Consider the following 23,449-nt stretch of genomic DNA (forward strand, 5'->3'; position numbering starts at 1 on the left):
CCCCCTTAACGCCATGGAATCCGGCCGTCATAATCGGCGCGGGGAGACAAACGGCGCAAGGGGAGACGCAGCCGATGGCCGACAACTACACATGGGTGCCGACGCCCGAGTACACCGACAACGCCCGTCTGCCGGCGTTCGCAAGGGCGCTCGGTTGCGCTGACGAGAAGGAATTGCTGGCCCGCAGCAACGCAGACCCGACCTGGTTCTGGAACGCGGCCATCGCCGAACTCGGCATCCGCTTCGGCAAGCCCTACGACAAGGTGCTGGACGTCTCCGATGGCAAGCCCTGGGCGAAATGGTGCGTTGGCGGCACGATGAACTTCACCGATGCGATCCTGGACCGCCACCGCGGCACACCCGTCTGGGACCAGGACGCGATCGTATGGCACGGTGAGGACGACAGCGTCCGCCGGCTGTCCTACGCCGATCTCGACCGGGAAGTCCGGGAACTCGGGGCCGGCCTGACGGCGCTGGGCGTGAAGCCCGGCGATGCCGTCGGCGTCTACATGCCAATCCTGCCCGAGACCGTGGTCGCCTTCCTCGCCATCGCGCGGATCGGCGCGATCATCTCGCCGCTCTTCTCCGGCTTCGGCGCCGAGGCCATCGCCAAGCGGCTGAACGACTGCGATGCCGTCGCCACCATCACCGTCGATTCGGCGAAGCGGCGCGGCGCCGACATACCGATGAAGGAGGTCATCGACCGGGCAGCCGCCGAGATCCCGACGCTGAAGACCATCATCGTCCTTCAGACGACCGAAGCCGGCGCCGGGATGCAACCGGGCAGGGACGTGCTCTGGTCCGACCTGGACACCTCGGGCGCGGAGGTCGATCCGGTTCAGGTCGATGCCGACCAGGCAGTGATGATCGCCTACACCTCCGGCACCACGGGCCGTCCCAAGGGCGTGGTGTTGACCCATTGCGGTCTGTCCATCAAGGCGGCGCTCGATTTCTCCACCAGCTTCGACCTGCGTCCCGACGACCGGCTGCTGTGGCTGGCCGATTTCGGCTGGGTGACCGGCCCCTACTCCATGACCGGCACCCTCTACACCGGCGCGGCCTTCATCCTGGCCGAGGGCACGCCTGACTGGCCGGACAAGGGGCGGATCTGGCGCGTCGCCGCCGAGCATGGCGCCACCTTCTTCGGCATTGCGCCGACCGCCGTTCGCGGCCTGATGCGCTACGGCCCCGAGGAGGTGGCGAAACACGATCTGTCATCGGTCCGCATCCTCGCCTCGACCGGCGAGCCCTGGACCGAAGAAGCCTGGCACTGGTTCTCCGAACATGCCGGCGGCAGGCGATGCCCGATCATCAATGTCTGCGGCGGCACCGAGATCGGCGGCGGTTTCGTCGCCGGTGACGTGCTGACGCCGCAACGGGCCTGCTGCTTCGCGGCCCCGTTGCCCGGCATGGGCACCGATATCGTCAACGGTCAGGGCGAGCCCGTCGGCCCCGGCGAGGTCGGGGAACTGGTTCTGCGCAATCCGTCCATCGGCCTCTCACGCGGCATCTGGAAGGATCCGGACCGCTACATCGAGACCTACTGGTCGATGTTCCCCGATCTCTGGCGGCACGGCGACTGGGCCAGCCGCGATGAGGACGGGCTCTGGTACGTCCATGGCCGCTCCGACGACACGATCCAGGTCGCCGGGAAGCGGGCCGGCCCGGCGGAGATCGAGGGGCTTGTCATGGCCACCGGCAAGGTCGCCGAGGCCGCCGCCGTCGCCCTGCCCGACCCGATCAAGGGCGAGGCTGTGCTGATCGCAGCCGTTCTGAGCGACGGTCAGCAGGCCTCGGACGCATTGGCGGCCGAACTGTCGGGCGCGGTCGTGAACGGCCTCGGCAAGGCCTTCCAGCCCAAGCGGGTGCTGTTCGTGGACGACCTGCCGAAGACGCGTTCGCTGAAGATCATGCGCCGGGTCATCCGGGCGCTGGTGCTGGACGAACCCACAGGCGACCTCTCGGCGCTGACCAACCCCGACGCCATCGACGCGGTGAAGCGGGCGGCGGCCCAATAGAAAACGGCGCCGGATTGCTCCGGCGCCGCTTCCGAATTCGTCGGTGAACCGCTGACTTAGCGCGAGTAGTACTCGACCACCAGGTTCGGTTCCATTGCGACGGCGTAGGGCACGTCGGCCAGCTTCGGCACACGGGTGAACTCGCCCTTCATCTTGTCGTGGTCGACATTGATGTAGTCGGGCAGATCGCGCTCCGGGGAGTCGACGGCGTCCAGCACCAGGTTGATCTGGCGGGACTTCTCGCGGATCTCGACGACGTCGCCCGGCTTGCAGCGGTAGCTGGGGATGTTGACCTTGCGGCCGTTGACCATGACGTGGCCGTGGTTGACGAACTGACGCGCGGCGAAAACGGTCGGCACGAACTTCATGCGGTAGACCAGCGCGTCCAGACGGCTCTCCAGCAGGCCGATCAGGTTCTCCGAGGTGTCGCCCTTGCGGCGGACGGCCTCGTTATAGATGCGGCGGAACTGCTTCTCGGTGATCGAGCCGTAATAGCCCTTCAGCTTCTGCTTCGCGCGCAGATGCAGGCCGAAGTCGGAGATCTTCTTGCGCTTGCCGGCCTGGCCATGCTGGCCTGGGCCGTAGTCCCGCTTGTTCACCGGGCTCTTCGGACGGCCCCAGAGATTTTCGCCCATACGGCGATCGAGTTTGTATTTCGCACTGACGCGCTTCGACATAGGGGCAACCTACTTCGTTCGGTGTAACATATAACGACAGCCGGTGCGTTCCGGCCGCGGGAAGGCGGTGCTATAGGCCGCGGTTTCCGGCCTGTCAACCGCCGTCTTGCTCAGGCTTCCGGACGCCCTGCCGGTGACCCGACAGGCTGCGGATCATGCCGAACAGCGTCCGCACCTCGTGATCGCGCAGCTCTGCACGGTGAAACAGGGCGCGCAGGTTGCGCAGCATGGTCGGCCGCTTGTCGCCGATCAGATTGAAGAAGCCGGCCGTATCCAGTTCGCGGGTGAGGAAATCCAGAAAGGCGGTCATCTGCGCCGCCGCCACCGGGGGATCCTGTTCGTCGAAGCTCCCGGCGCCGCCTTCCGCCGCCGCCTGACGCCACTCATAGGCGCAGAGCAGCACGGCCTGGGCCAGGTTCAGCGATGAGAAGGCAGGGTTCGCCGGCACCTGAACAACCGCACGGGCCAGTGCGACATCGTCATTGTCCAGACCGGCCCGCTCGCCGCCGAACAGGATGCCGACCTTCTGGCCAGCATGTACGGCGCCGACGCCGTGCGCCGCCATCTCGGAGGGCCTCAGCACCGGCTTCGACATCTCACGGCCGCGGGCAGTCGTGGCGTAGACCTGATGCAGGTCCGCGATGGCCTCGGCGGTGGTATCGAAGACCTGCGCGTTGTCCAGCACCTCGTCGGCGCGCGAGGCCATGGCCCGAGCCGCCTCGTTCGGCCAGCCGTCGCGCGGATCGACGATGCGCATCTCGCCCAGCCCGAAATTCAGCATCGCCCGAGCCGCCGCGCCGATGTTCTCGCCCATCTGCGGACGGACGAGGATCACGGCAGGCTGAGGCAGCGCCCGGTCCTGCAGACGGCGGTCGGTTCCGGCCAAGTTCTAGTCTCCCACCCGTTGCGGGACTCGATCCCGCAACCCATTGCGGCTCAGATGACGGGCGACAGACATCTCGAAATCGGCTCCGGCGGCAACGTCGATCTGGACCCCGGGATCAAGTCCCGGGGCGGATCAGGTGTTTCCCAGGCACGGCCCCCATACCCCCTACTCCGCCGCGAGCTGCGGCGCGACGCGCGCGCCGTCGCGGTAGAGCTTGTAGGTGATGGAATCGTGCAGCGCGTCGAAGCTGGCCTCGACGATGTTGGGCGAGACGCCGACAGTGAACCAGCGCTCACCGCTCGCGTCGGCGCTCTCGATCAGGACGCGGGTCACGGCCTCGGTGCCGCCGTTCAGGATGCGGACCTTGTAGTCCACCAGCCGGAGGTCTCCGAGTTCGTCGTAGAGGCCCACCAGGCCGTCGCGCAGCGCCATGTCCAGGGCGTTGACCGGCCCGTTGCCCTCGCCGACCGTGAGCTTCTCCTGCCCGCCGGCGACCATCTTCACGGTCGCTTCGGAGACGGTGATGAGCTGGCCGCGCGCGTTGTAGCGGCGCTCGACGAGCACCCGGAAGCGGTCGACCTTGAAGTAGTCTGGCACCTGGCCGAGCGCGCGGCGCGCCATCAGCTCGAAGCTGGCCTCGGCCCCGTCATAGGAATAGCCCTCGAACTCGCGCTGCTTGACGGTCTCCAGCAGCCGCGCCACGCGCGGATCGTCCGGCGCGACCTCGATACCAGCCTCTTCCAGACGGGCCAGGATGTTGGACCGGCCGGCCTGATCTGACACCAGCACATGGCGCCGGTTGCCGACCACGCCCGGCTCGATGTGCTCGTAGGTCTTCGGGTCCTTCTGCACCGCCGAGACATGCAGCCCGCCCTTGTGGGCGAAGGCGCTGTCGCCGACATAAGCCTGGTGCCGGTTCGGGGCGCGGTTCAGCAGTTCGTCCAGCAGACGCGATGTCGGCGTCAATTGACGAAGCCCGGCCTGGGAGATGCCGGTTTCCAGATGCTGTGCGTAGCTCGGCTTCAGCATCACCGAGGGGATCACCGACATCATGTTGGCGTTGCCGCAGCGCTCGCCGAGGCCGTTCAGCGTGCCCTGCACCTGCCGCGCCCCGGCCGCGATGGCGGCCAGACTGTTAGCGACAGCGTTCTCGGTGTCGTTGTGGGCGTGGATACCGATCTTCTCCTTCGGCACGTGCTTCACCACCTCGCCGACGATCCGCTGCACATCGACCGGCAGCGTGCCGCCATTGGTGTCGCAGAGCACGACCCAGCGCGCGCCGCCGTCCAGCGCGGCCTTCAGGCAGGCCAGGGCATATTCCGGATTGTCGCGATAGCCGTCGAAGAAGTGCTCCGCGTCGAACATGGCCTCGCGGCCGCGCTCGACGCCACCCTCGATGCTCTCGCGGATCGAGATCAGGTTCTCCTCCAGCGAAATGCCCAATGCGAGTTCGACATGGAAGTCCCAGGCCTTGCCGACCAGACAAATTGCGTCGGACCCGGCGTTCAGAACCTCGGACAGGCCCGGATCGTTCGATACAGAACGCCCGGCGCGCTTGGTCATACCGAAGGCGACCAGTTTCGAGCGGTGCAGCTTCGGCGGATTGGCGAAGAAGGCCGTATCCGTGGGGTTTGCGCCCGGCCAGCCGCCCTCGATGTAGTCAATGCCCAGATGATCCAGCGCCTCGGCAATGTTGCGCTTGTCCTCGACAGAGAAATCAACGCCGCGAGTCTGCGCACCGTCGCGCAAAGTCGTGTCGAACAAATAGAGTCGTTCCTTGGCCATCGCTTCAGCAATCGAGTTCAAATTGTTGATATTCAGGCGATTTCGCCGCGCAAACGCGCCGCAGCCTTCGCCGGGCCGATGAGCGGTAGCAGCTTTTTCATTTCCGGTCCATGTCCCAGACCGGTGAGAGCCTGCCGCAACGGCATGAAGAGTTGCTTACCCTTGCGCCCGGTGTCGGCCTTGATCGCGCCCGTCCAGGCGCCCCAGCTGTCTTCCGTCAGTTCGCCTTCGGGCAGCAGCGCGGCGGCCGCAGCGCAGAAGTCGGGATCCTCGATCGCCGGCTCGATCTCGCCCTCGACAATCCCGACCCAGCGGCGGAAATCCGAGAACCGTTCGACGTTCTGCGAGACCGCTTCCCAGATCGACCGGGTCGCCGGTCGGTCGTCGCCGAGCCGCGCGACCGCAGCATCTGCCTTAAGGGCGTGAAGCTTCTCCGCGGACAGCTTTTCGAGTTCCCGCTCCTCGAAGCGGGCGGCGGCACGGCTGAACAGGCCGAGATCGAACGCCTCCGCCGCCGCGTGGTTGTCGGGGAACAGCACCACGGGCGCGGAGGTCCCGAGCCTGGCGAGCAGGCTGACAATGGCCTCCGGCTCGATCTCTCTCTCCGAAGAGATTCGACCGTCAGGCTGCCGGCGCGCTTCGACAGCGGCGCACCGTCGGCATCGACGATCAGCGGGAAATGGCCGAATGCGGGCGCCGAGTGCCCCAGCGCCTCGAACAGCTGGATCTGTGCCGCCGTATTGGCGACGTGATCCTCGCCCCGGATGATCTCGTTGATGCCGAGCTCGCCGTCGTCGACGACCGAGGTCAGCGTATAGAGCGGCCGCCCGTCTTCGCGGATCAGCACGGGGTCCGACAGCGACGCCGCATCGATCTCCTGATTGCCGCGCACGAGGTCCTGCCAGACCACCCGCTCCTGCTTCATGAGGAACCGCCAGTGCGGCCGGCGCCCTTCGGCTTCGAACGATGCGCGCTGTTCGGCGGTCAGGTTCAGTCCGGCACGATCATAGACCGGCGGCCGGCCCGCAGCGCGCTGAAGGCCGCGTTTCCGTTCCAGTTCCTCCGGCGTTTCGTAACAGGCATAGAGCCGGCCATCGGCCTTCAGGCTTGCGACCGCGGCTTCATAGCTGGCCGTCCGGTCCGACTGACGCTCGAAGCTGTCCCGGTCCAGGCCGAGCCATTCGAGATCGCGGAGGATCGCGTCCTCGAACGCCTTCGTCGACCGCGCCTCGTCGGTGTCGTCGATGCGCAGCAGGAAATGCCCGCCCTCGCGCCGCGCGTGCAGCCAGTTGATCACCGCCGCGCGGATGTTGCCGAGATGCAGGAGACCAGTCGGGCTGGGCGCGAAACGGACCTTCGGCGTCACACCGCGTCCCGGAAGCGGTTGGTGATCGGATAGCGCCGGTCGCGGCAGAAATTCTTCGTGGTGATCTTCACGCCCGGCGGCGCCTGGCGGCGCTTGTACTCGGCGATGTAGAGCAGGTGCTCGATCCGCTTCACGGTCGCCGGATCGTGGCCGCGGGCGACAATGCCCTCGAAAGCCATTTCCTTCTCGACCAGGCACTCGAGAATGTCGTCCAGCGCATCGTAGGGCGGCAGGCTGTCCTCGTCCTTCTGGTCGGGGCGGAGTTCGGCCGACGGCGGCTTGTCGATGATGTTCTGCGGCATCACTGGCCCGTCTGGGCCCAGCCCATCGGAGGGCTTGTGGTGGTTGCGCCAGTCCGAGAGCGCAAAGACCGTCGTCTTGTAGAGATCCTTCAGCACCGAATAGCCGCCGGCCATGTCGCCGTAGATGGTGGCGTAGCCGACCGACATCTCCGACTTGTTGCCTGTCGTCAGCAGCATGTGTCCGAACTTGTTGGAAATCGCCATCAGCAACAGGCCGCGGGCGCGGGACTGGATGTTCTCTTCGGTGATGTCGGGCTGCTTCTCGGCGAACAGGTTGCCCAGCGAGCCTTCCAGCGCGTCGACACTCTCGGCGATCGAGACCGTGTCGATGCGGCAGCCCATCATCTTCGCGGCGTCGGCTGCGTCGTCCAGACTGGACTGGCTGGTGTATTTGGACGGCAGCATGACGCACCAGACCCGGTCCGGCCCCAGCGCGTCGACGGCCATGGCGGCCGAGAGCGCGCTGTCGATGCCGCCGGACATGCCGAGCACGACGCCCGGAAAGCCGTTCTTGTTGACGTAATCACGGAGCCCGAGCATGCAGGCGCGGTAGATCGCTTCGTTGCGGCTTCGCGGCGGCGCATCCTGGCCGCGGATGCAGACCCAGCCTTCCGGCTTGCGTGTCCATTCGGTCAGGGAAATCGCGCTCTCGAACTCCGGCATCTGGGCCGCGACGGTCCGGTCGGCGTTGAGCACGAAGGACCCGCCGTCGAAGACAAGCTCGTCCTGCCCGCCGACCTGATTGAGATAGACCAGCGGCAGGCCGGATTCGGTGACCCGCGCGACCACGTGGTTGAGGCGGGTGTCCGACTTGTCGACCTCGAAGGGCGACCCGTTCGGCACGATCAGGATCTCCGCGCCGGTCTCCTGAAGGCACTCGATGACGTCCGGCTTCCAGATGTCCTCGCAGATCGGTACGCCGATGCGGACGCCACGGAAATTGACAGGGCCGGGCAAGGGCCCCTGCGCGAACAGACGCTTCTCGTCGAAGACGCCGTAATTGGGCAGGTCGTGCTTGTGCCGGGCGGCGAGAATGCGGCCCTCGTCCATCAGCAGCGCCGAATTGTAGAGATGCCCGCCCTCGCGCCAGCAGGTCGAGATCAGCAGCGCCGGGCCATTGTCGGCCGTTTCGGCGGCAAGCGTCTGTGCCGCCTTGATGGCGTCGTCCTGGAACGCTGTCTTCAGCACCAGATCCTCGGGCGGGTAGCCGATCAGGAACAGCTCCGGATAGACCACCAGATCCGCGCCCATTTCCCAAGCTTCGGAACGGATCTGCCGGGCCAGTTCCAGATTGCCCTGGATGTCGCCCACGGTGGGATTGGCCTGGGCCAGCGCGATGCGGAGATTGTCAGTCATGGAGCTTCTTTAGGACAAGTTCGCGCGGCGGGAAACCGTGTCCATGCCAGGCCGTTGCAATGGCATGCATGCGTCGCTGGCGGTTGCATGCAATGATCGACGAATGAGCAGTTTGTTTACGAATGATGCACTATCTTGACAGATCAAGCAGTCGCAAACCGGAACGATCCGGGCACCAGAATGACTGCAACGGGAGCGAGATGCCTAAGCCCTCGTCAGAAGGGGGCGCGTACCGGGAACCGCGTATGATGAAGAGATCGACCCTCAGGCCGGCAGGCGATGGAGACAGCCCCTCAGGTGTCCTGAACATCAAGGATATCGGCAAGCCTGCTGAATGCCGATGCCGAGAAGCCGGGCAGATTGGCCTGGATATGCCCGGCGAGTTGGCGTTGTTGCTCGGTCTTGACGATCTTCCTGCAAAATCCGGGCGATTCTTCATCCCAACCGAACGCCTTCTTGACCAGATTCATCCCGATGATCGCGCCTTCGCCCGCATGACCACGGAATGGGCCCGGACCGCCGACAAGGACACGGGCCGGCTGAAGGTCCGGATGCGCCGCGCAGACGGCGGCTGGGTTCCTGTGCGCATCCAGTGCGGGAACGATGGCGGCGCGTTTCTGTCACTCAGCGCAGACGAGGCGGAAACCCTACGACGCGCCGAACTAAAGCTGCGTCAGATCGTCGAGGGCGCCCGGCAGGCCGCCACGGTCACCGTCGGCAAGCGGGTGGTCTACGCAAACCCTGCCCTGGCGCCGATGCTCGGCTACAAGTCCCTGGAACACATGCGCCGCGACGGCGCTCACGCGGATCACACGCACCCCGACGATCGCGAGATGGTCTACCGGCGTCAGTCCGCGCGGATGGCCGGTGGCGTCAGCCCCGGCACCTACGAGTTCCGGATGGTACGTCTGGATGGCGGCGTGATCTGGGTCGAGTGCTTCACGTCCGAAATCACCTGGGGCAGCAAACCCGCATCGCTGGCCTGGCTGGTCGACATCACGGCGCGAAAGCACGCCGAGGAGTCGCTGCGCCGGTCGGAGGAACTGTTCGGCGTCCTGTTCCGGGCCTGTCCGGACATGATGCTGCTGGCCAGCCGCTCCGACGGGCGCATCGTCGACGTCAATGAAAGCTTTCTGGACGTGACAGGGCATGACCGCGACAAGGTGATCGGCCGCACGGGAGAAGAACTGTCATTGCTCGCCGACCCTGGCATTGCACGGCAGCTTGCCCTGCAGGCACGTCAGAGCCAGGACCACTCCGAAATTGACACGGTCATCAACCTCGCCGGCGGCGGCAGCAAGCAGATCGCCGTCTCCGCCCGCGACATCAGCTTCGCCGGCAACGATCTCACGCTGTTCGTCGCCCGAGACGTGACCGAACGGCGTCGACAGGAACAGGCGCTGCAGGACAGCATGCGGGCAGCCGACCTGGCGAACCGCGCCAAGAGCGAGTTCCTCGCCAACATGAGTCACGAACTCCGCACCCCGCTCAACGCCATCATCGGCTTTTCCGAGATGATTTCACGGGAGATGGCGGGTCCCGTCGGGTCGCCCAAATATCTTGGATATGCCCAGGACATTCACGGCAGTGGCCGGCACCTGCTGCAGATCATCAACGACCTTCTGGACCTCTCCAAGCTCGAGGCCGGCAAGCTCGAGCTGCACGAAGAGGCTTTCGGGCTGTCGGACCTGATCGCCGACTGCCTTCGCATCGTCTCTCACCGCGCGGCGGAAGCGAAAGTCACACTCGAAGTCGATGATACCGATGCGCCGGACATGTGCTGTCGTGCCGACCCGAGGCTGATCAAGCAGATTCTGTTCAACCTGCTGAGCAATGCGATCAAGTTCACGCCCCGTGGCGGCAAGATCCGTATCGTCCTGAGCCGCCATGATACCGGCGCACTCGGCATTGCCGTGGAGGACACCGGCGTCGGCATGACCGATGACGAGATCGTGCAGGCGCTGACCCCGTTCGGCCAGGTGGCGAGCGCTCACGCGCGGCCCCATCAGGGCACCGGACTGGGCCTGCCGATCGTGAAATCCCTGGTTGAGCTCCATGACGGCGCGTTCGAGGTGAAGAGCCGGCCAGGACAAGGCACGACGGCAGCGGTCCAGCTTCCCGAAGCACGGATTCTGCCCGCCGGCTGACGCCGGCGAAACCGGCCGGCAGGCCTGCCTCTTGTCATTCATCTGAAGCATTGACGCCTTAATCCTCGGACGAGCACCGCGGTGATGGGGATCCCGCGCCGTGCATCTATACTTGTCCTTTGATGGAGACCGTGATGTCAGACGTCACCGCTTCCGAACTCAGCTTCGACGAGTTCGACGAGATCAATAATCCGCCGCCGGCGATCACCGATTTCGACCGGGTCGTCGAACGCCGCATGGCCCGCCGCGGCTTCCTGGGCGGCGCCGCCGCGCTGGGCGCCACCGCGCTGCTGTTGGGCACGACGGCCCTCACCCGGACGGCCGAAGCGGCCGCGCACGCCGCCTCGCGCCTCGGCTTCAAGGCTGTCGCTGCGAACAGCGATGACACCATCACCGTGCCGGAGGGCTACAGCTGGCACACCGTCGTCCGCTGGGGCGATCCGATGTGGTCGGACGTGCCCGAGTTCGACGACGCCACCCGCGGCACCTCCGAGAGCCAGGCCCGCGCCTTCGGCGACAACAATGACGGCATGGCGCTGTTCAACAAGGGCGGCCGCTACATCCTTGCCGTGAATAACGAGTACACCAACACCGGCATCATCTTCGGCAACACCGAGGGCAAGCCCGCCGACGCCGAAGCCGCCCTGAAGGGCATGATGGCGCATGGCATCTCGATTGTCGAAGTCGCCCAGCAGAATGGCGCCTGGTCGATCGTGAAGGACAGCGAGTTCAACCGCCGGATCACGCCGCAGACGCCGATGCAGATCACCGGCCCCGCCGCCGGACATGACCTGATGAAGACCGCAGCCGATCCGGCCGGCACGATGGCCCTTGGCACCTGGAACAACTGCGGCATCGGCCGCACGCCCTGGGGCACCTATCTGACCTGCGAGGAAAACTTCAACGGCTACTTCTCCTCGTCGGAGAAGGCGCTGGACCAGAAGCCGATCGCCCTGCCGGAAGGCTTCTCCCGCTACGGCATCGGTCCGAAGGACTGGGGCTACAACTGGGCCTCGGCGGACGAGCGCTTCGACATCGCCAAGCACCCGAACGAGCCCAACCGGGCCGGCTACATCGTCGAGATCGACCCCTTCGATCCGTCCTCGACGCCGAAGAAGCGCACCGCGCTGGGACGCTTCAAGCATGAGAACGCCGAGCTGGTGATCGCCAACAACGGCCATGTCGTGGTCTACCTGGGCGACGACGAGCGGGGCGAGTTCCTCTACAAGTTCGTCTCGGCCGGCAAGTATTCCGCCGGCGGCGACAATGCCGACCTGCTGGAGACCGGCGCGCTGTTCGTCGCGAAGTTCTCCGACGACGGCCGCGGCGAATGGGTCGAGCTTACTCCGGCGGCCACCGGCATGACCGAGGCGGAGATCCTGATCCATACCCGCCAGGCCGCGTCGAAGGTCGGCGCCACGACCATGGACCGTCCCGAATGGGTCGCGGCCAACCCCAACAAGGTCGAAGCCTATTGCTGCCTGACCAACAACAAGAACCGCGGCGTCAAGCCGAATGCCGGCGGCGACGAGGCGCCGGTGAACGGCCCGAACCCGCGCGAGGGCAACAATTACGGCCAGATCGTGCGCTGGGTGGCCGACAATGACGACCACACCGCGACCGGCTTCGCCTGGGACCTCTACGTGATCGCCGGCAACCCGACGGTTCACAACGACGTCTATGCCGGATCGAAGAACGTGACGGCCGAGAACATGTTCAATTCGCCGGACGGTCTCGCCTTCGATTTCGACCGGCCTGCTCTGGATCCAGACCGACGGCAACTACTCCAACGCCAAGGACTTCGCCGGTCAGGGCAACAACCAGATGCTGGTCGGCGACCCGGTCAGCGGCGAAATCCGCCGCTTCATGGTCGGCCCGAAGGAGTGCGAGGTCACAGGCTTCGCCTGGGCGGCTGACCGGCGGACGCTGTTCATCGGCATCCAGCATCCGGGCGAGCGCGGCGACAGCCATTGGCCGGGCGGCGGCGAGAGCCTGCCCCGGTCGGCGGTCATCGCCATCACCCGCGACGATGGCGGCCTGATCGGCTGATCTGGCCGTATTTCGGCCTGAACCGGGGGCCGGGCGTCCAGCAGGACGTCCGGCCCCTGCCGTTTCCGCAATTGACAGAGTTGCCGCGGCACCGGAGCCTTTCGCCATGACCGATGCATCGAGCCATGGCACCTGGCGTCCGGACTACCCGCGCGATCTCCGCGGCTACGGGCGCCGCCTGCCGGACCCGGAATGGCCAGAGGGCGCGAAGATCGCGGTCACCTTCGCTATCAACTACGAATGCGGTGGCGAGCTGAGCGTGCTCCACGGCGACAGCCGCTCCGAAGCCATGCTGACCGACATCGGATTCCCCGAAGTGGTCGGCGCGCGCTCCATGCTGGCCGAGTCCGCCTTCGAATACGGCAGCCGCCGCGGCATCTGGCGCCTGCTCGACGCCTTCGAGAGCCGCGGCCTGAAGGCCAGCATTCTCGCCGTCGCCAGCGGCCTCAGCCATAATCCGGACGTCGTCGAGGCCTGCGTGGCGGCCGGCCACGAGATCGTCAGCCACGGCTGGCGCTGGATCGACTACCAGGACGTGCCCGCCGCGGTCGAACGTCAGGACATCCGCAGCGCGGTCGAGGCCATCGAGGCCCTGTCGGGCAAGCGGCCTGTCGGCTGGATGACCGGCCAGCCCCAGTCCCAACACGCGGAACCTGCTGCGGGAGCATGGCGGCTTCCTCTACGACCGGGACTCCCTGAACGACGAACTGCCCTACTGGATCCGGGATGGCGGCGAGCCGTATCTGGTTGTCCCCTACTCCTACGAGACCAACGACAACCGCTTCGACGGAAATTCCGGTTTCAGCACGGCCGAAGACTTCTACTGCTACATGCGGGACGCCTTCGACGTTCTGCTGGCGGAAGGGCGCGCGGGCCAGCCGCGCATGATGTCGATCGGCCTGCACGACCGGATCATCGGGCGCCCGGGCCGGATCAGGGGCCTCACCCGGTTCCTGGATCATGTGACCGCCCATGGCGACGCCTGGGTCTGCACCGGCGAGGAGATCGCCCGGCACTGGCGGTCGGTGCACCCGGCCTAGCCGAAGCCCGCGCTCTCCGGCAGCCAGGTGGCGAGTTCCGGTACGAGCAGCACAAGCGCCAGCCCGGCCAGCAGCAGCACGACATACGGCACCACCCCGCGGATGACCTCGATCAGCGGCGCGTCGGCGATGCCCTTGATGACGAACAGGTTCATGCCCACCGGCGGTGTGATCAGGGCCAGTTCCAGATTGATCATCAGCAGGATGCCGTACCAGATCGGGTCGATCCCGAGTTGCAGCAGGACCGGGAAGACGATGGGCGTGGTGATCAGGATGATGGAGATCGTCTCCAGGAACATGCCGAGGACGAAGATCACGGCCATCACCGCTAGAAGGAACATGATGGGCGTCAGCTGGTAGGCCACGACAGCCTCGACCAGTTCCGCCGGCAGCCGGATGATGGTCACCGCATGGCCGAAGATCGCCGCGGCGGCGAGGATCATGAACAGCATCGCGGTGGTCCGGACGGTCTCGTAGGCCGTCTCCCAGAGATCGCGGAAGCCGAAGCTGCGATAGACCACGACGCCGACGAACAGCGCGTAGAAACAGCCGATGGCCGCGGCCTCGGAGGCCGTGAAGACACCGGCATAGATGCCCCCCAGAACCACCGGCGGCATCATCAGCGCCCAGAAAGCGCGGCCGACGGCGCGGGCGCATTCGCGGAAGCCGATCCATTCCGGCTTGTGTTCGTCGCGCCGCCGCATGGCGCTGACCGCGCAATACGCCGCGAACAGCAACGCCATGATCGCGCCCGGTATCACGCCGGCCAGAAACAGGGCGCCAATGGAGACCTCGGTTACGATGGCATAGAGGATCGCCGGCCCCGATGGCGGGATCAGGATGCCCAGCGTCCCGCCGGCAGCGATGACGCCATAGGCGGTGTGGGACGGATAGCCGAAGCGCTTCATCTGAGGGATCGCCGCCGTGCCGATGGTCAGCGCCGTCGCCACCGACGAGCCCGAAATGGCCGCGAAGACGGTGCAGGAAAGGACGGTGGCGATGCCCAGCCCGCCCGGCAGATGCCGGACCATCGCGTTGGCGGCCTCGTAGAGGTGGTCGACCACCTTCGCGCGGATCATGATGTAGGCCATGAAGGCGAACATCGGGATCGCCGTCAGCAGGTTGTTGTTCAGCTTGGCGAAGACGGTGTCGGCGATGGAGTTGACGTGGCCCTCGGTCAGCAGCGTCACGATCAGCGACGCCAGACCCAGCGCCGCAAAGATCGGCGCGCCGGTCAGCAGCAGGACCAGCAGCAGGACAAGGATCAGGACGAGAGTCACTGCCGCGGCCGCCGCGCCAGCAGAACCGAGACCAGCCGCGCCGCCGCCACCAGCAGGATCAGGACGCAGCCAATGACCAGCAGCGACTGCGGGATCCACATGGCAATCGCCAGATAGCCGTCGGAGTAGATGCCGAAATCGTGGGAGAACCGCACCGCCGTGATCGAGCTGATCAGGATCGCGACAACCAGCAGGATCACCGCCACCATGGCCCAGATGCCGGCGACGCGCGCCCAGATTCCTGACAGTCTGGCGGAAATCAGGTCGACGCTGATGTGGTCGCCGCGACGCAGCGTCTCGGCCGCGCCCAGCATGACGATGCCGACGACCAGATAGCCCGAGAGCTCATCCGTCCAGGTGACCGGCGTGCCCAGCACGTAGCGCATGAAGACGCTGTATCCGGTGATCGCGAGAATGAGCAGCACGCCCAGAACCGAAAACGCCGCGCCCAGCCTGGCCAGCGGAGCGACGGCGCGTTCGATCAGCGAGGGCGGCGGGCCGGCCGGCGCATTGCCGCCAGGCCCGTCCGCTCCCCCGTGGTTCACTGGCCGATCTTGTTGACCAGCTCGATCAGCTTCTGGCCGTCCTCGCCGCTCTCCTCGGCGAAGGCCTTGTCGAAGGCCGGGCCCATGACGGCCTTCATCGCCGCGATCTCGTCCGCGGTGTGGATGTGAACCTTCACGTTCTTGGTCGCCAGCTGATACGGCGCAGAACCGGCGGACTTCTCGGATTCCTCGACTGCCCACTTCGCGGCGCTCTTGCCGGCGGCGGCCAGGGCCGCCTTGGCCTTGTCGTTCAGGCCGTCATACCAGGCCGGATTGACGTAGCCGTGGAAGAAGACGCTGAACAGCGGCGAGGCGACAACGAAGTCCTGGACCTCGTAGTACTTGCGCGACCAGGTGGCCGAGATGTCGGTCAGGCCCGCATCGATGACGCCGGTCGACAGCGCCTGGTAAACCTTGGAGCCCGACATGGCCGACGGCGCAGCGCCCAGAGCGCTCAGGCCGGCATCGACGATCGGGTTGAGACCGCGGATCTTCACGCCCTCGAAATCAGCCGGCGCCAGCAGCGCCTTGCCCTTGGAGGTGTAGGCGCTCATCCGGGTGGTGAACAGCCAGGCCACGTTGCGCACACCCTTGGTCAGCAGCTTCTCTTCCAGGAAGGCCGCCGCCTCGGAGTCCGGCCAGCCCTGAACGGTCTCCAGCGCGGTGACCGCATAGGGCTTCAGGGTGACGTTCATCATCGGCAGGGTCTTGCCCCACTGGAAGTTCACCGAGAAGGCGCATTCGAAGCTGCCCTTGGCGACCGAGGGGATGTTCTCGCCGGCGCCGGACAGGCTGTTGGCCCCGAACACCTGAACGTCGATCTCGCCTTCCGACTGCGCTTCGACCTCGGCGGCCCAGCGGTCGATCACCTGGGCGATGTGGTGCTGCGGCGGCAGCTGGTGGCTGCAGCGCATGGTCTCGGCGGCCTGCGCCGCCCCCGAAAAGCCGGTCAGCGCGACCGCGGCGATCAGAAGCTTCTTCATCGGTATCCTCCCCTTGTATCGAATTATTCGTTCCGGCCAGATGCCCTCGCGATCGCATCCGGGTCAAGCCCCAGATCGCCCAGCACGGCTTCCGTGTCCTGACCGATATCAGGCACATCCGCATGGAAACCGACCGGTTCGCTGTCGTAATCCAGCGGCAGGCCCGGCGCGTTGAAGCGCTTCTCGCCATAGCGCGACGGCAGCAGCCCGCCGGGACGCCGCACATGCGGGTCGTCATACATCTCGACCGGCCGGGCAATGGGCGCATAGGGAATGCCGAGAGGCTGGAACGCCGTCTCGAGCTCGGACAGTGTATGCCTGCGGATCGCCTCGGCAATGAGCGGCAGGGTCCAGCTTCGCGCCTCGATCTGCTGCATCTTGGTCGAGAGATCGTCGCGCCCGACCAGATCGGTCAGGCCGAGCAGACCGCAGAGATCGTTCCAGTGGCCGAGCGTGACCGCTCCGACGAAGAGCGGCTTGCCGTCGGCGGTGTCGAAGATGTCGTAGACCGGCCAGGAGAAATCCCGCTCCGGCATCGGCGGGGCCTCGGTACCCTCCAGCTCGAACTGGACCATGTGCTGGGCAACCAGCAGCAGGCAGTTCTCGAACAGGCCGACCCGGATCTCGCGCCCCTCGCCCGATTTCTCGCGATCCATCAGCGCCGCCATGACGCCCATCGCGCCGAACAGCCCGGCCATGATGTCGTTGGCCGATGACCCCACGCGGAGCGGCCGGCCCGTCGGCCCGGTCATGTAGGCGAGGCCGGTCATCATCTGCACCACCTCGTCCAGCGCGGTGCGGTCGCGGTACGGGCCGTTGGCGAAGCCCTTGTGCGGCACCGCGATCAGTTTCGGATAGCGCTGCCTGAGCGACGCGGCGTCGAGCCCCCGCTTCGCCAGCGAACCGTGCTTGAAGTTTTCCAGAAACACGTCGGCAGTGGCCAGCAGGCCGTGCATCGCGGCCATGCCCTCATCGGTGTTCAGGTCCAGTGTGATGGAGCGCTTGCCGCGGTTGAAGACCGGGAAGAAGCCCGTGCCCATGCCGGTCAGGAACCGGGTGCGGTCGCCCTCGGGCGGCTCCACCTTGATCACCTCGGCGCCCAGCATGGCGAGAAACATGCCGCAGGACGGCCCCATCACCATGTGGCTCATCTCGACGACACGGATGCCCTTCAGCGTATCCGGCTTGATCATGACGTCTCCCCGCCTCCCCGGTTCAACAACGGGAAGCGGAACCTACCGGCAGCCGGTCACGGCGCTCAAGCCTTTTGGAGCACCTACTCCGCCGCCTCGGTGACCGGCGGGGCGTCGTCCTGCTTCTCCGCCTGCTGGCGGCGCCACATGCCGGCGTAGACGCCATTGGCGGCGAGCAGGTCCGTGTGGTGGCCGCGTTCGACGATCTCGCCGGCGGCCAGCACCACGATCTCGTCGGCGTCGACCACGGTCGACAGCCGGTGGGCGATCATCAGCGTCGTGCGGCCCACGGAGACGCGGGTCAGCGCCTTCTGGATCTCGCGCTCGGTCGCCGTATCAAGCGCCGAGGTCGCCTCGTCGAAGATCATGATGCCCGGGTTCTTCAGCATCATCCGGGCGATGGCGACGCGCTGCTTCTCGCCGCCTGAAAGCTTCAGCCCGCGCTCGCCCACCATGGTCTTCAGGCCGTCGGGCAGGTTCTCGATCAGGGGCCGGAGCTGGGCCGAGTCGATGGCGTCCTGAAGTTGCTCGTCGCTCGCGTCCAGATCGCCGTAGCGGATGTTGTGCTCCAGCGTGTCGTTGAACAGCACCACGTCCTGCGGCACCACGCCAAGCGCCTTGCGGAGCGATTTCTGGGTCACCTCGCGGATGTCCTGCCCGTCGATCCGGATGGCCCCGCCGTTCACATCGAAGAAGCGGTAGATCAGCCGGGTGATGGTCGACTTGCCGCCGCCCGAGCCGCCGACCACGGCGATGGTCTTGCCCGGCGGCACGCGGAAGGAGACGTCGCGCAGCACCAGCCGCCGCGGATCGTAGCCGAAGACGACGCGGTCGAACTCGATCTCGCCGCCCCTGAAGTCGAGCTCCGGCGCGCCGGGCCGGTCCTCCACCTCGATCTCGCGGTCCAGCAGGCCGAACATCTTCTGCATGTCCGTCAGGCTCTGCTTCACCTCGCGGTAGACCATGCCCAGCATGTTCAGCGGCATGTAAAGCTGTATCAGGAAGGCGTTGACCAGCACGAAGTCGCCGATGGTCATGGTGCCGGCGTTCACGCCATAGGCCGCCATTGCCATGACGATGGCGAGGCCGGCGGAGACGATGATCCCCTGCCCCGTATTCAGCATGGCCAGGCTGACCTGGCTGCGTACGGCCGCCTTCTCGTAATGCGCGAGGCGGCTGTCGAAGCGGCCTGTCTCGTAGGGCTCGTTGCCGAAGTAGCGGACGGTCTCGAAATTCAGCAGGCTGTCGATGGAACTCGCATTGGCCTGCTCGTCGCGCCTGTTCATCTCGCGGCGGATGCCGATCCGCCACTCGGTGACGATGAAGGTGAAGGCGACATAGCCGACCACGGTCAGCAGCGTCACGATGGCGAACCAGACCTGGTACTCGATCAGCAGGATGCCGCAGAAGATCAGCGCCTGCCCGACCACGGGGACGACGTTGAACAATGTCATGCGCAGCAGGAAGTCGATGGCCTTCGCGCCGCGGTCGATGACCTGATGCAGCGCACCGGTGCGCCGCTCCGTGTGGAAGCGGTAGGAGAGTTCGTGCAGCCGCTCGAAGACCCGCCGCGACACGTTCCGCGCCGCGCGCTGGCCGACCGCCGAGAATACCGCATCCCGCGCCTGGCCCAGCCCCTGCTGCAGCACGCGGCCGAGGCCGTAGGCGACCACAAAGGCTACGGCAACACCGATGGCGATGGTCTCACCGTCCAGTGCATCCACCGCCTCCTTCAGCAGGAACGGCACGGCGGCGCCGGCGGCGATGGAGCCCCCGAGACAGGCCGCCGCAATGAAGATGCGGACCTTCGGCGCCCAGTTGTCCTTCGGCCAGAGATACGGCCAGAGCCGGCGCAGCACCGACCAGTCGGCGGGACCCGTCGGTTCGCTGGATAGGCTGTTTCTCAATCCGTTACCTCATGACGCCGGCATGCCCAGGCGGCGCCCATCCGGCCGGATGGGCGCTCGCATCTTAACCTAGGCGGTTCTGCGCCGGCGGCAATTCGTCAGGCGGCTTCGGGTTCGATCAGCTCGTAGCCCGGAAATCCCCGCTCGATCTCGGCGTAGCAGGTGTCGTGGTAGCGCTTGAAGCCGCCGCGGTAGACCATGTAACGCCGCGGCTTGCCCGGAATGTTGGCGCCGTTGTACCAGCTGTCGGTGGTCAGTGCCCCCGGCACGCGCTTGGCGTAGCGCAGGGTTTCCTCGGCCCAGAACTCCTCCGATTCATGCTTCGGATGCAGCCGCTGGCCTGGCGCCGTTCCAGCTCGTCGACGGTGTCGAAGACGAAGTCCACCTGCTGCTCGGCCAGCGTCGCCATGTTGGAGAGCACGGACGGCGACATGGCGCTTGAAGGCAGGAACAGGTTGGGGAAGCCGTGGACCATGGTGCCCAGATAGTTCACCGGTCCGTCCGCCCAGACATCGGCCATGACGGCGCCGCCAATGCCCTTGATGTTCATCGACCGGACCGGGCCGGTCAGCGCATCGAAGCCGGTGGCGAAGACGATGACGTCCAGCGGCACATGCTCCGCCGATGTCGTGATGCCGTCGACGGTAATGCGCTCGATGGGCGTCTCCTTCAGCGCGACGAGACGGACATGCGGCTGGTTGTAGGTCTGCAGGTACACGTCGCTCATGCAGGGCCGCTTGCCGCCATAGGGATGGTCCCAGGGGACGATCTGGTTCGCGGTCCAGGGGTCCTCCACCTGCTCGTGCATCCGCTTGCGGACGAATTCGGAGATGGCCTCGTTGGCCTCGGGCAGGTGCGCGTCATAGAAGGCGGTCATCATGTAGCCGCCGTCCCAGGCTTCCTGCAGCGCCTTCTCGCGCCCGGCCTCGTCAAGTTCGGCGAAGCGCGGGCCCATCGCGATCGGACGGGTGCCGCCGTAGTTGGCGCGCATGCCCTCGCGGATCGCCTGTGGATCCTCGCGCAGCATGGCGACATGGTCCGGGTCCATCGGCCCGCCGCAGGTCGGCATGACGAAGTTCGCCGTACGCTGGAAGACCACCACCTCGCTGGCGACCTTCGCAATCTCGGGGATCGCCTGGACCCCCGAAGAACCCGTGCCGATCACCCCGACGCGCTTGCCCGACAGATCGACCTCCCGGTCCTTCGGCCACATCGATGTGAAGTATTTCTCGCCCTGGAAGTCGTCGACGCCCTCGATATCCGGCGCCTTCGGTTCCGACAACGCACCGACGGCCAGCACCAGATAGCGGCAGACGACCTCTTCGCCACCGGACGTGCTGACGGTCCACAGGCCGGCGCTCTCGTCATAGGTCGATGCGGTCACCCGTGTGTCGAAGGTGATCAGCGGCTTCACATCGCAGCGGTCGGCGACGAAGGAGAGGTAGTTCTGGATCTCCGGCTGACGGGCGCAGATGTCCGACCAGTCCCAGTCGCGGACCACCTCGTTGTCGAAGAAATAGGCGTAGCTGTAGCTGTCCACGTCGCAGCGGGCGCCCGGATAGGCGTTCCAGTACCAGGTCCCGCCAACGTCGGAACCCGCCTCGAAGCCGCGCACGCTGTAGCCGCGCTTCCGCGCCGTCCAGAGCGCGTAGATTCCCGCAAACCCGGCGCCGACCACGACGACGTCGCAGTCCGGCGCGCGATTTCCTGCATTCACATTCTCGTCCGGCATCGCTTCCTCCCCTTACCGAACAGTATACCAAATATTACCGGCCAGTATAGTTCGGCGGACGCTTCTCGAGGAAGGATTCGACCCCCTCCCGGTAATCCTCCGAGGTCTGCGACAGCACGAACTGATCGGCGTCCATGAAGCTGACAGCGTGGTTCAGCGCCTTGGCCGCGACATCGACGTCCTTCTTCAGCATCCGGACCTGGACCGGCGGCAGGCTGGCGATCCGTTCGGCCATCACCATCGCCTTGTCGAAAGCGCCGCCCTTCGGCGTCAGCTCGTCCGCCAGGCCCCATTCCTTCGCCTGTTCCGCACCAACCCGCTCGGCCATGACGACCAGCCGCTTGGTCCGGGCCGGGCCGCAGAGATTCACGAAGCGCGGCACCGAGTTCCAGGACATGTTCATGCCGCGCTCGATCTCGGACACGTAGAGCGTCGATCCCTCACCCATGACGCGCAGGTCGAGCGCCGTCGCCAGCGCCACCCCGCCGCCCACGCACCAGCCCTCGATGGCGCAGATCGTCATCTGCTCCAGATCCTCCCAGGCGCGGCAGAGCCGGGGGCCCCGCTGCACCGCGCGCCGCCGCTCCAGCAGGCTGGCGTCCGGATCCCGGCCTTCCTTCAGGTCGAAGCCCATGGAGAAGTTGTCGGACCGGCCGGTCAGCACGACGACCGAGGTTTCAAGATCCTCGTCCAGCCAGCGGGCGAGATCGGTCAGCTCCTTCATCAGTGCATCCGACATCGGATTCGCGGGATAGCCCCTGTCGAAACGCACCGTCACGATCCGGCCGCTGCGCTCGACCGAACAGAACTCCCAATCCATGATTTCCTCCCCAATGGAATGCGTTAGGCTGGCGGCAGCTTAATCGCCCAAGGGGAGGAAGAACCATGGTCGCCTACGTCATAGCTCGTGTGAACGTCACCGATCCCGACAAGTACGAGAACTACAAGGCCCTCGCGCCGGCCGCGATCAGCAAGCATGGCGGCAAGTATCTCGCCCGCGGCGGCGCGGTCGAACTGCTTGAAGGCCCCGAGGAAAGCCGCCGGGTGGTGGTTCTGGAGTTCGCGGACATGGATGCGGCGCGCAGCTTCTACAACTCGCCCGAATACCAGGCGGCGAAGAAGGAACGTGAAGGCGCCGCCGACGGCCAGTTCATCATTCTCGAAGGCCTCTGAGGGCCCGGCCCAATGCCGAAGACCGTATGCGTCGCCGGGGCGAGCGGGCTTGTCGGTTCCAACATCGTCAAGGCCTGCCTCGCCCGCGGCTACCGGGTGCACGGGACCATGCGCGACAGCGCGGACCCGGCCAAGCACCCCTATCTGATGGCGCTTCCCGGCGCGGCGGAACGGCTGACGCTGTTCGACGCCGACATGTCCAGACCCGGCGACTTCGACGCGCCGGCCTTCGGCTGCGACGCCGTCTTCATCGCCTGCCTGATTCCGACCTATGCCGGCCCGTCGGGCATGAAGGCCACCGAGATGGACCTGCAGCAGGGCTATGACGAGATCATCATGCCGACGGTCAACGGCTGCCTGAACATCCTGCAGTCCGCCGCGAAACAGGGCGTCGGCAACGCCATCATCTGCTCGTCCACCAGCAGCACCAACCCCGTGCCGCCGGTCGAATACAAGAACGAGACCGAACATTGGTCGGACCCCGACCAGCAATGCGCGGCGCGAAAATACACGTCGGCCACCAAGGCGGTGATGGAGAAGGCAGCGCTCCGCTTCTGCGCCGAACACGAGATGCGGCCATGCATTCTGCTGCCGACGCTGATGCTCGGGCCGATGATCATTCCCGGCCACATGGACGAGGGCTTGATGGCCGTGCTGAGCCGGTTGGCGAAGGGCGAGAAGGGCCGTCACGACAAGGTGCCGAACGGTTCCACCTCGATGATCCATGTCGACGACATCGCCGCCCTGTTCCTCGCCGCGTACGAAAACCCGGCGGCGCGCGGACGCTATTTTGGCGTGAAGGAAAGCCGGCACTGGCAGGACATCTACACCGAACTGCAGCGTCTCATGCCGGACATGGTCATGCCCGAGCCTCTTGACGAAGAGCCGGAACCGCCGACGACCTTCGACTTCACCCGCCGCGACAGTCTCGGCGTCGATATCCGGCCGGTGCCGGAGATACTTGAAAGCGCCGTCGCCTTCGCAAAGAATCCCGTTTTTGGAGCCTGACC

At 66.0% G+C, this 23,449-nt stretch carries 16 protein-coding genes and 3 pseudogenes; 6 read left to right on the forward strand and 13 right to left on the reverse strand.

Features of this window, described 5'->3' with window-relative positions; translation table 11 throughout:
- Positions 1-74: 74 nt before the first annotated feature.
- Positions 75-2,018: an AMP-binding protein gene (locus ACMVY4_RS17885; RefSeq protein WP_416897337.1), complete on the forward strand. Its 1,944-nt coding sequence runs from the start codon at positions 75-77 to the stop codon at positions 2,016-2,018.
- A 56-nt stretch (positions 2,019-2,074) separates the two neighbouring features.
- On the opposite strand, the gene rpsD is transcribed toward ACMVY4_RS17885, so the two are convergent.
- From rpsD to ACMVY4_RS17910, 5 genes and pseudogenes are all read right to left on the reverse strand, one after another.
- Positions 2,075-2,695, reverse strand: a complete 621-nt coding sequence (gene rpsD, locus ACMVY4_RS17890; protein ID WP_416897338.1) for a 30S ribosomal protein S4 — start codon at positions 2,693-2,695, stop codon at positions 2,075-2,077.
- Positions 2,696-2,789: 94 nt separating this feature from the next.
- Positions 2,790-3,581, reverse strand: a complete 792-nt coding sequence (locus tag ACMVY4_RS17895) for an RNA methyltransferase (protein WP_416897339.1) — start codon at positions 3,579-3,581, stop codon at positions 2,790-2,792.
- 165 nt (positions 3,582-3,746) lie between these two features.
- Positions 3,747-5,366: a citramalate synthase gene (cimA, locus tag ACMVY4_RS17900; protein WP_416897340.1), complete on the reverse strand. Its 1,620-nt coding sequence runs from the start codon at positions 5,364-5,366 to the stop codon at positions 3,747-3,749.
- Positions 5,367-5,398: 32 nt separating this feature from the next.
- Positions 5,399-6,732, reverse strand: a pseudogene (gltX, locus tag ACMVY4_RS17905) (glutamate--tRNA ligase).
- The gene (locus ACMVY4_RS17910; RefSeq protein ID WP_416897341.1) at positions 6,729-8,390 is read right to left on the reverse strand and encodes an NAD+ synthase; all 1,662 of its coding nucleotides are present in this window, start codon (positions 8,388-8,390) and stop codon (positions 6,729-6,731) included. The pseudogene gltX and the gene ACMVY4_RS17910 overlap by 4 nt, the downstream one beginning before the upstream one ends.
- Positions 8,391-8,515: 125 nt before the next feature.
- Here ACMVY4_RS17910 and ACMVY4_RS17915 point away from each other — a divergent pair, with 125 nt between their 5' ends.
- The 3 genes and pseudogenes from ACMVY4_RS17915 to ACMVY4_RS17925 all read left to right on the forward strand — a co-directional run bounded on the left by ACMVY4_RS17915 (position 8,516) and on the right by ACMVY4_RS17925 (position 13,626).
- Positions 8,516-10,537 (forward strand): PAS domain S-box protein, encoded by a 2,022-nt coding sequence (locus ACMVY4_RS17915; RefSeq protein WP_416897342.1) that lies wholly within the window; start codon positions 8,516-8,518, stop codon positions 10,535-10,537.
- Positions 10,538-10,671: 134 nt separating this feature from the next.
- A pseudogene (locus ACMVY4_RS17920) lies at positions 10,672-12,586 on the forward strand (PhoX family protein).
- A 106-nt stretch (positions 12,587-12,692) separates the two neighbouring features.
- Positions 12,693-13,626, forward strand: a pseudogene (locus ACMVY4_RS17925) (polysaccharide deacetylase family protein).
- On the opposite strand, the gene ACMVY4_RS17930 reads toward ACMVY4_RS17925, so the two are convergent.
- The 8 genes from ACMVY4_RS17930 to ACMVY4_RS17965 form a co-directional block, all read right to left on the reverse strand.
- Complete coding sequence (locus ACMVY4_RS17930; protein WP_416897343.1) at positions 13,623-14,906, reverse strand: TRAP transporter large permease; 1,284 nt, start codon at positions 14,904-14,906, stop codon at positions 13,623-13,625. The pseudogene ACMVY4_RS17925 and the gene ACMVY4_RS17930 overlap by 4 nt on opposite strands.
- Positions 14,903-15,451, reverse strand: coding sequence for a TRAP transporter small permease (locus tag ACMVY4_RS17935; protein WP_416897344.1), 549 nt, complete (start codon positions 15,449-15,451; stop codon positions 14,903-14,905). Before ACMVY4_RS17935 ends, ACMVY4_RS17930 begins: the two co-directional genes overlap by 4 nt.
- Positions 15,448-16,434 carry a TRAP transporter substrate-binding protein DctP gene (gene dctP / locus ACMVY4_RS17940; RefSeq protein ID WP_416897345.1) on the reverse strand — a complete coding sequence of 329 codons (987 nt, stop codon included), beginning with the start codon at positions 16,432-16,434 and terminating at the stop codon, positions 15,448-15,450. The genes ACMVY4_RS17935 and dctP overlap by 4 nt, the downstream gene beginning before the upstream one ends.
- A gap of 23 nt (positions 16,435-16,457) precedes the next feature.
- Positions 16,458-17,627: a CaiB/BaiF CoA transferase family protein gene (locus tag ACMVY4_RS17945; protein WP_416897346.1), complete on the reverse strand. Its 1,170-nt coding sequence runs from the start codon at positions 17,625-17,627 to the stop codon at positions 16,458-16,460.
- Between the two features lie 83 nt (positions 17,628-17,710).
- On the reverse strand, positions 17,711-19,534 hold the full coding sequence (locus tag ACMVY4_RS17950) for an ABCB family ABC transporter ATP-binding protein/permease (RefSeq protein ID WP_416897347.1): 1,824 nt from the start codon (positions 19,532-19,534) through the stop codon (positions 17,711-17,713).
- 98 nt (positions 19,535-19,632) lie between these two features.
- Positions 19,633-19,803 carry a hypothetical protein gene (locus ACMVY4_RS17955; protein WP_416897348.1) on the reverse strand — a complete coding sequence of 57 codons (171 nt, stop codon included), beginning with the start codon at positions 19,801-19,803 and terminating at the stop codon, positions 19,633-19,635.
- Positions 19,788-21,266, reverse strand: coding sequence for a flavin-containing monooxygenase (locus tag ACMVY4_RS17960; protein WP_416897349.1), 1,479 nt, complete (start codon positions 21,264-21,266; stop codon positions 19,788-19,790). The genes ACMVY4_RS17955 and ACMVY4_RS17960 overlap by 16 nt, the downstream gene beginning before the upstream one ends.
- A 34-nt stretch (positions 21,267-21,300) precedes the next feature.
- Positions 21,301-22,086, reverse strand: coding sequence for an enoyl-CoA hydratase/isomerase family protein (locus tag ACMVY4_RS17965; protein ID WP_416897350.1), 786 nt, complete (start codon positions 22,084-22,086; stop codon positions 21,301-21,303).
- A 65-nt stretch (positions 22,087-22,151) separates the two neighbouring features.
- Between ACMVY4_RS17965 and ACMVY4_RS17970 the strand changes: the two genes are divergently transcribed.
- The gene (locus ACMVY4_RS17970) at positions 22,152-22,439 is read left to right on the forward strand and encodes a DUF1330 domain-containing protein (protein ID WP_416897351.1); all 288 of its coding nucleotides are present in this window, start codon (positions 22,152-22,154) and stop codon (positions 22,437-22,439) included.
- 12 nt (positions 22,440-22,451) lie between these two features.
- Entirely contained in the window at positions 22,452-23,447 is a 996-nt protein-coding gene (locus ACMVY4_RS17975; protein WP_416897352.1) for an NAD-dependent epimerase/dehydratase family protein, read from the forward strand.
- The last annotated feature ends 2 nt before the right edge of the window (positions 23,448-23,449 follow it).

This window comes from Minwuia sp., assembly GCF_048007105.1.
Classification (GTDB): domain Bacteria; phylum Pseudomonadota; class Alphaproteobacteria; order Minwuiales; family Minwuiaceae; genus Minwuia.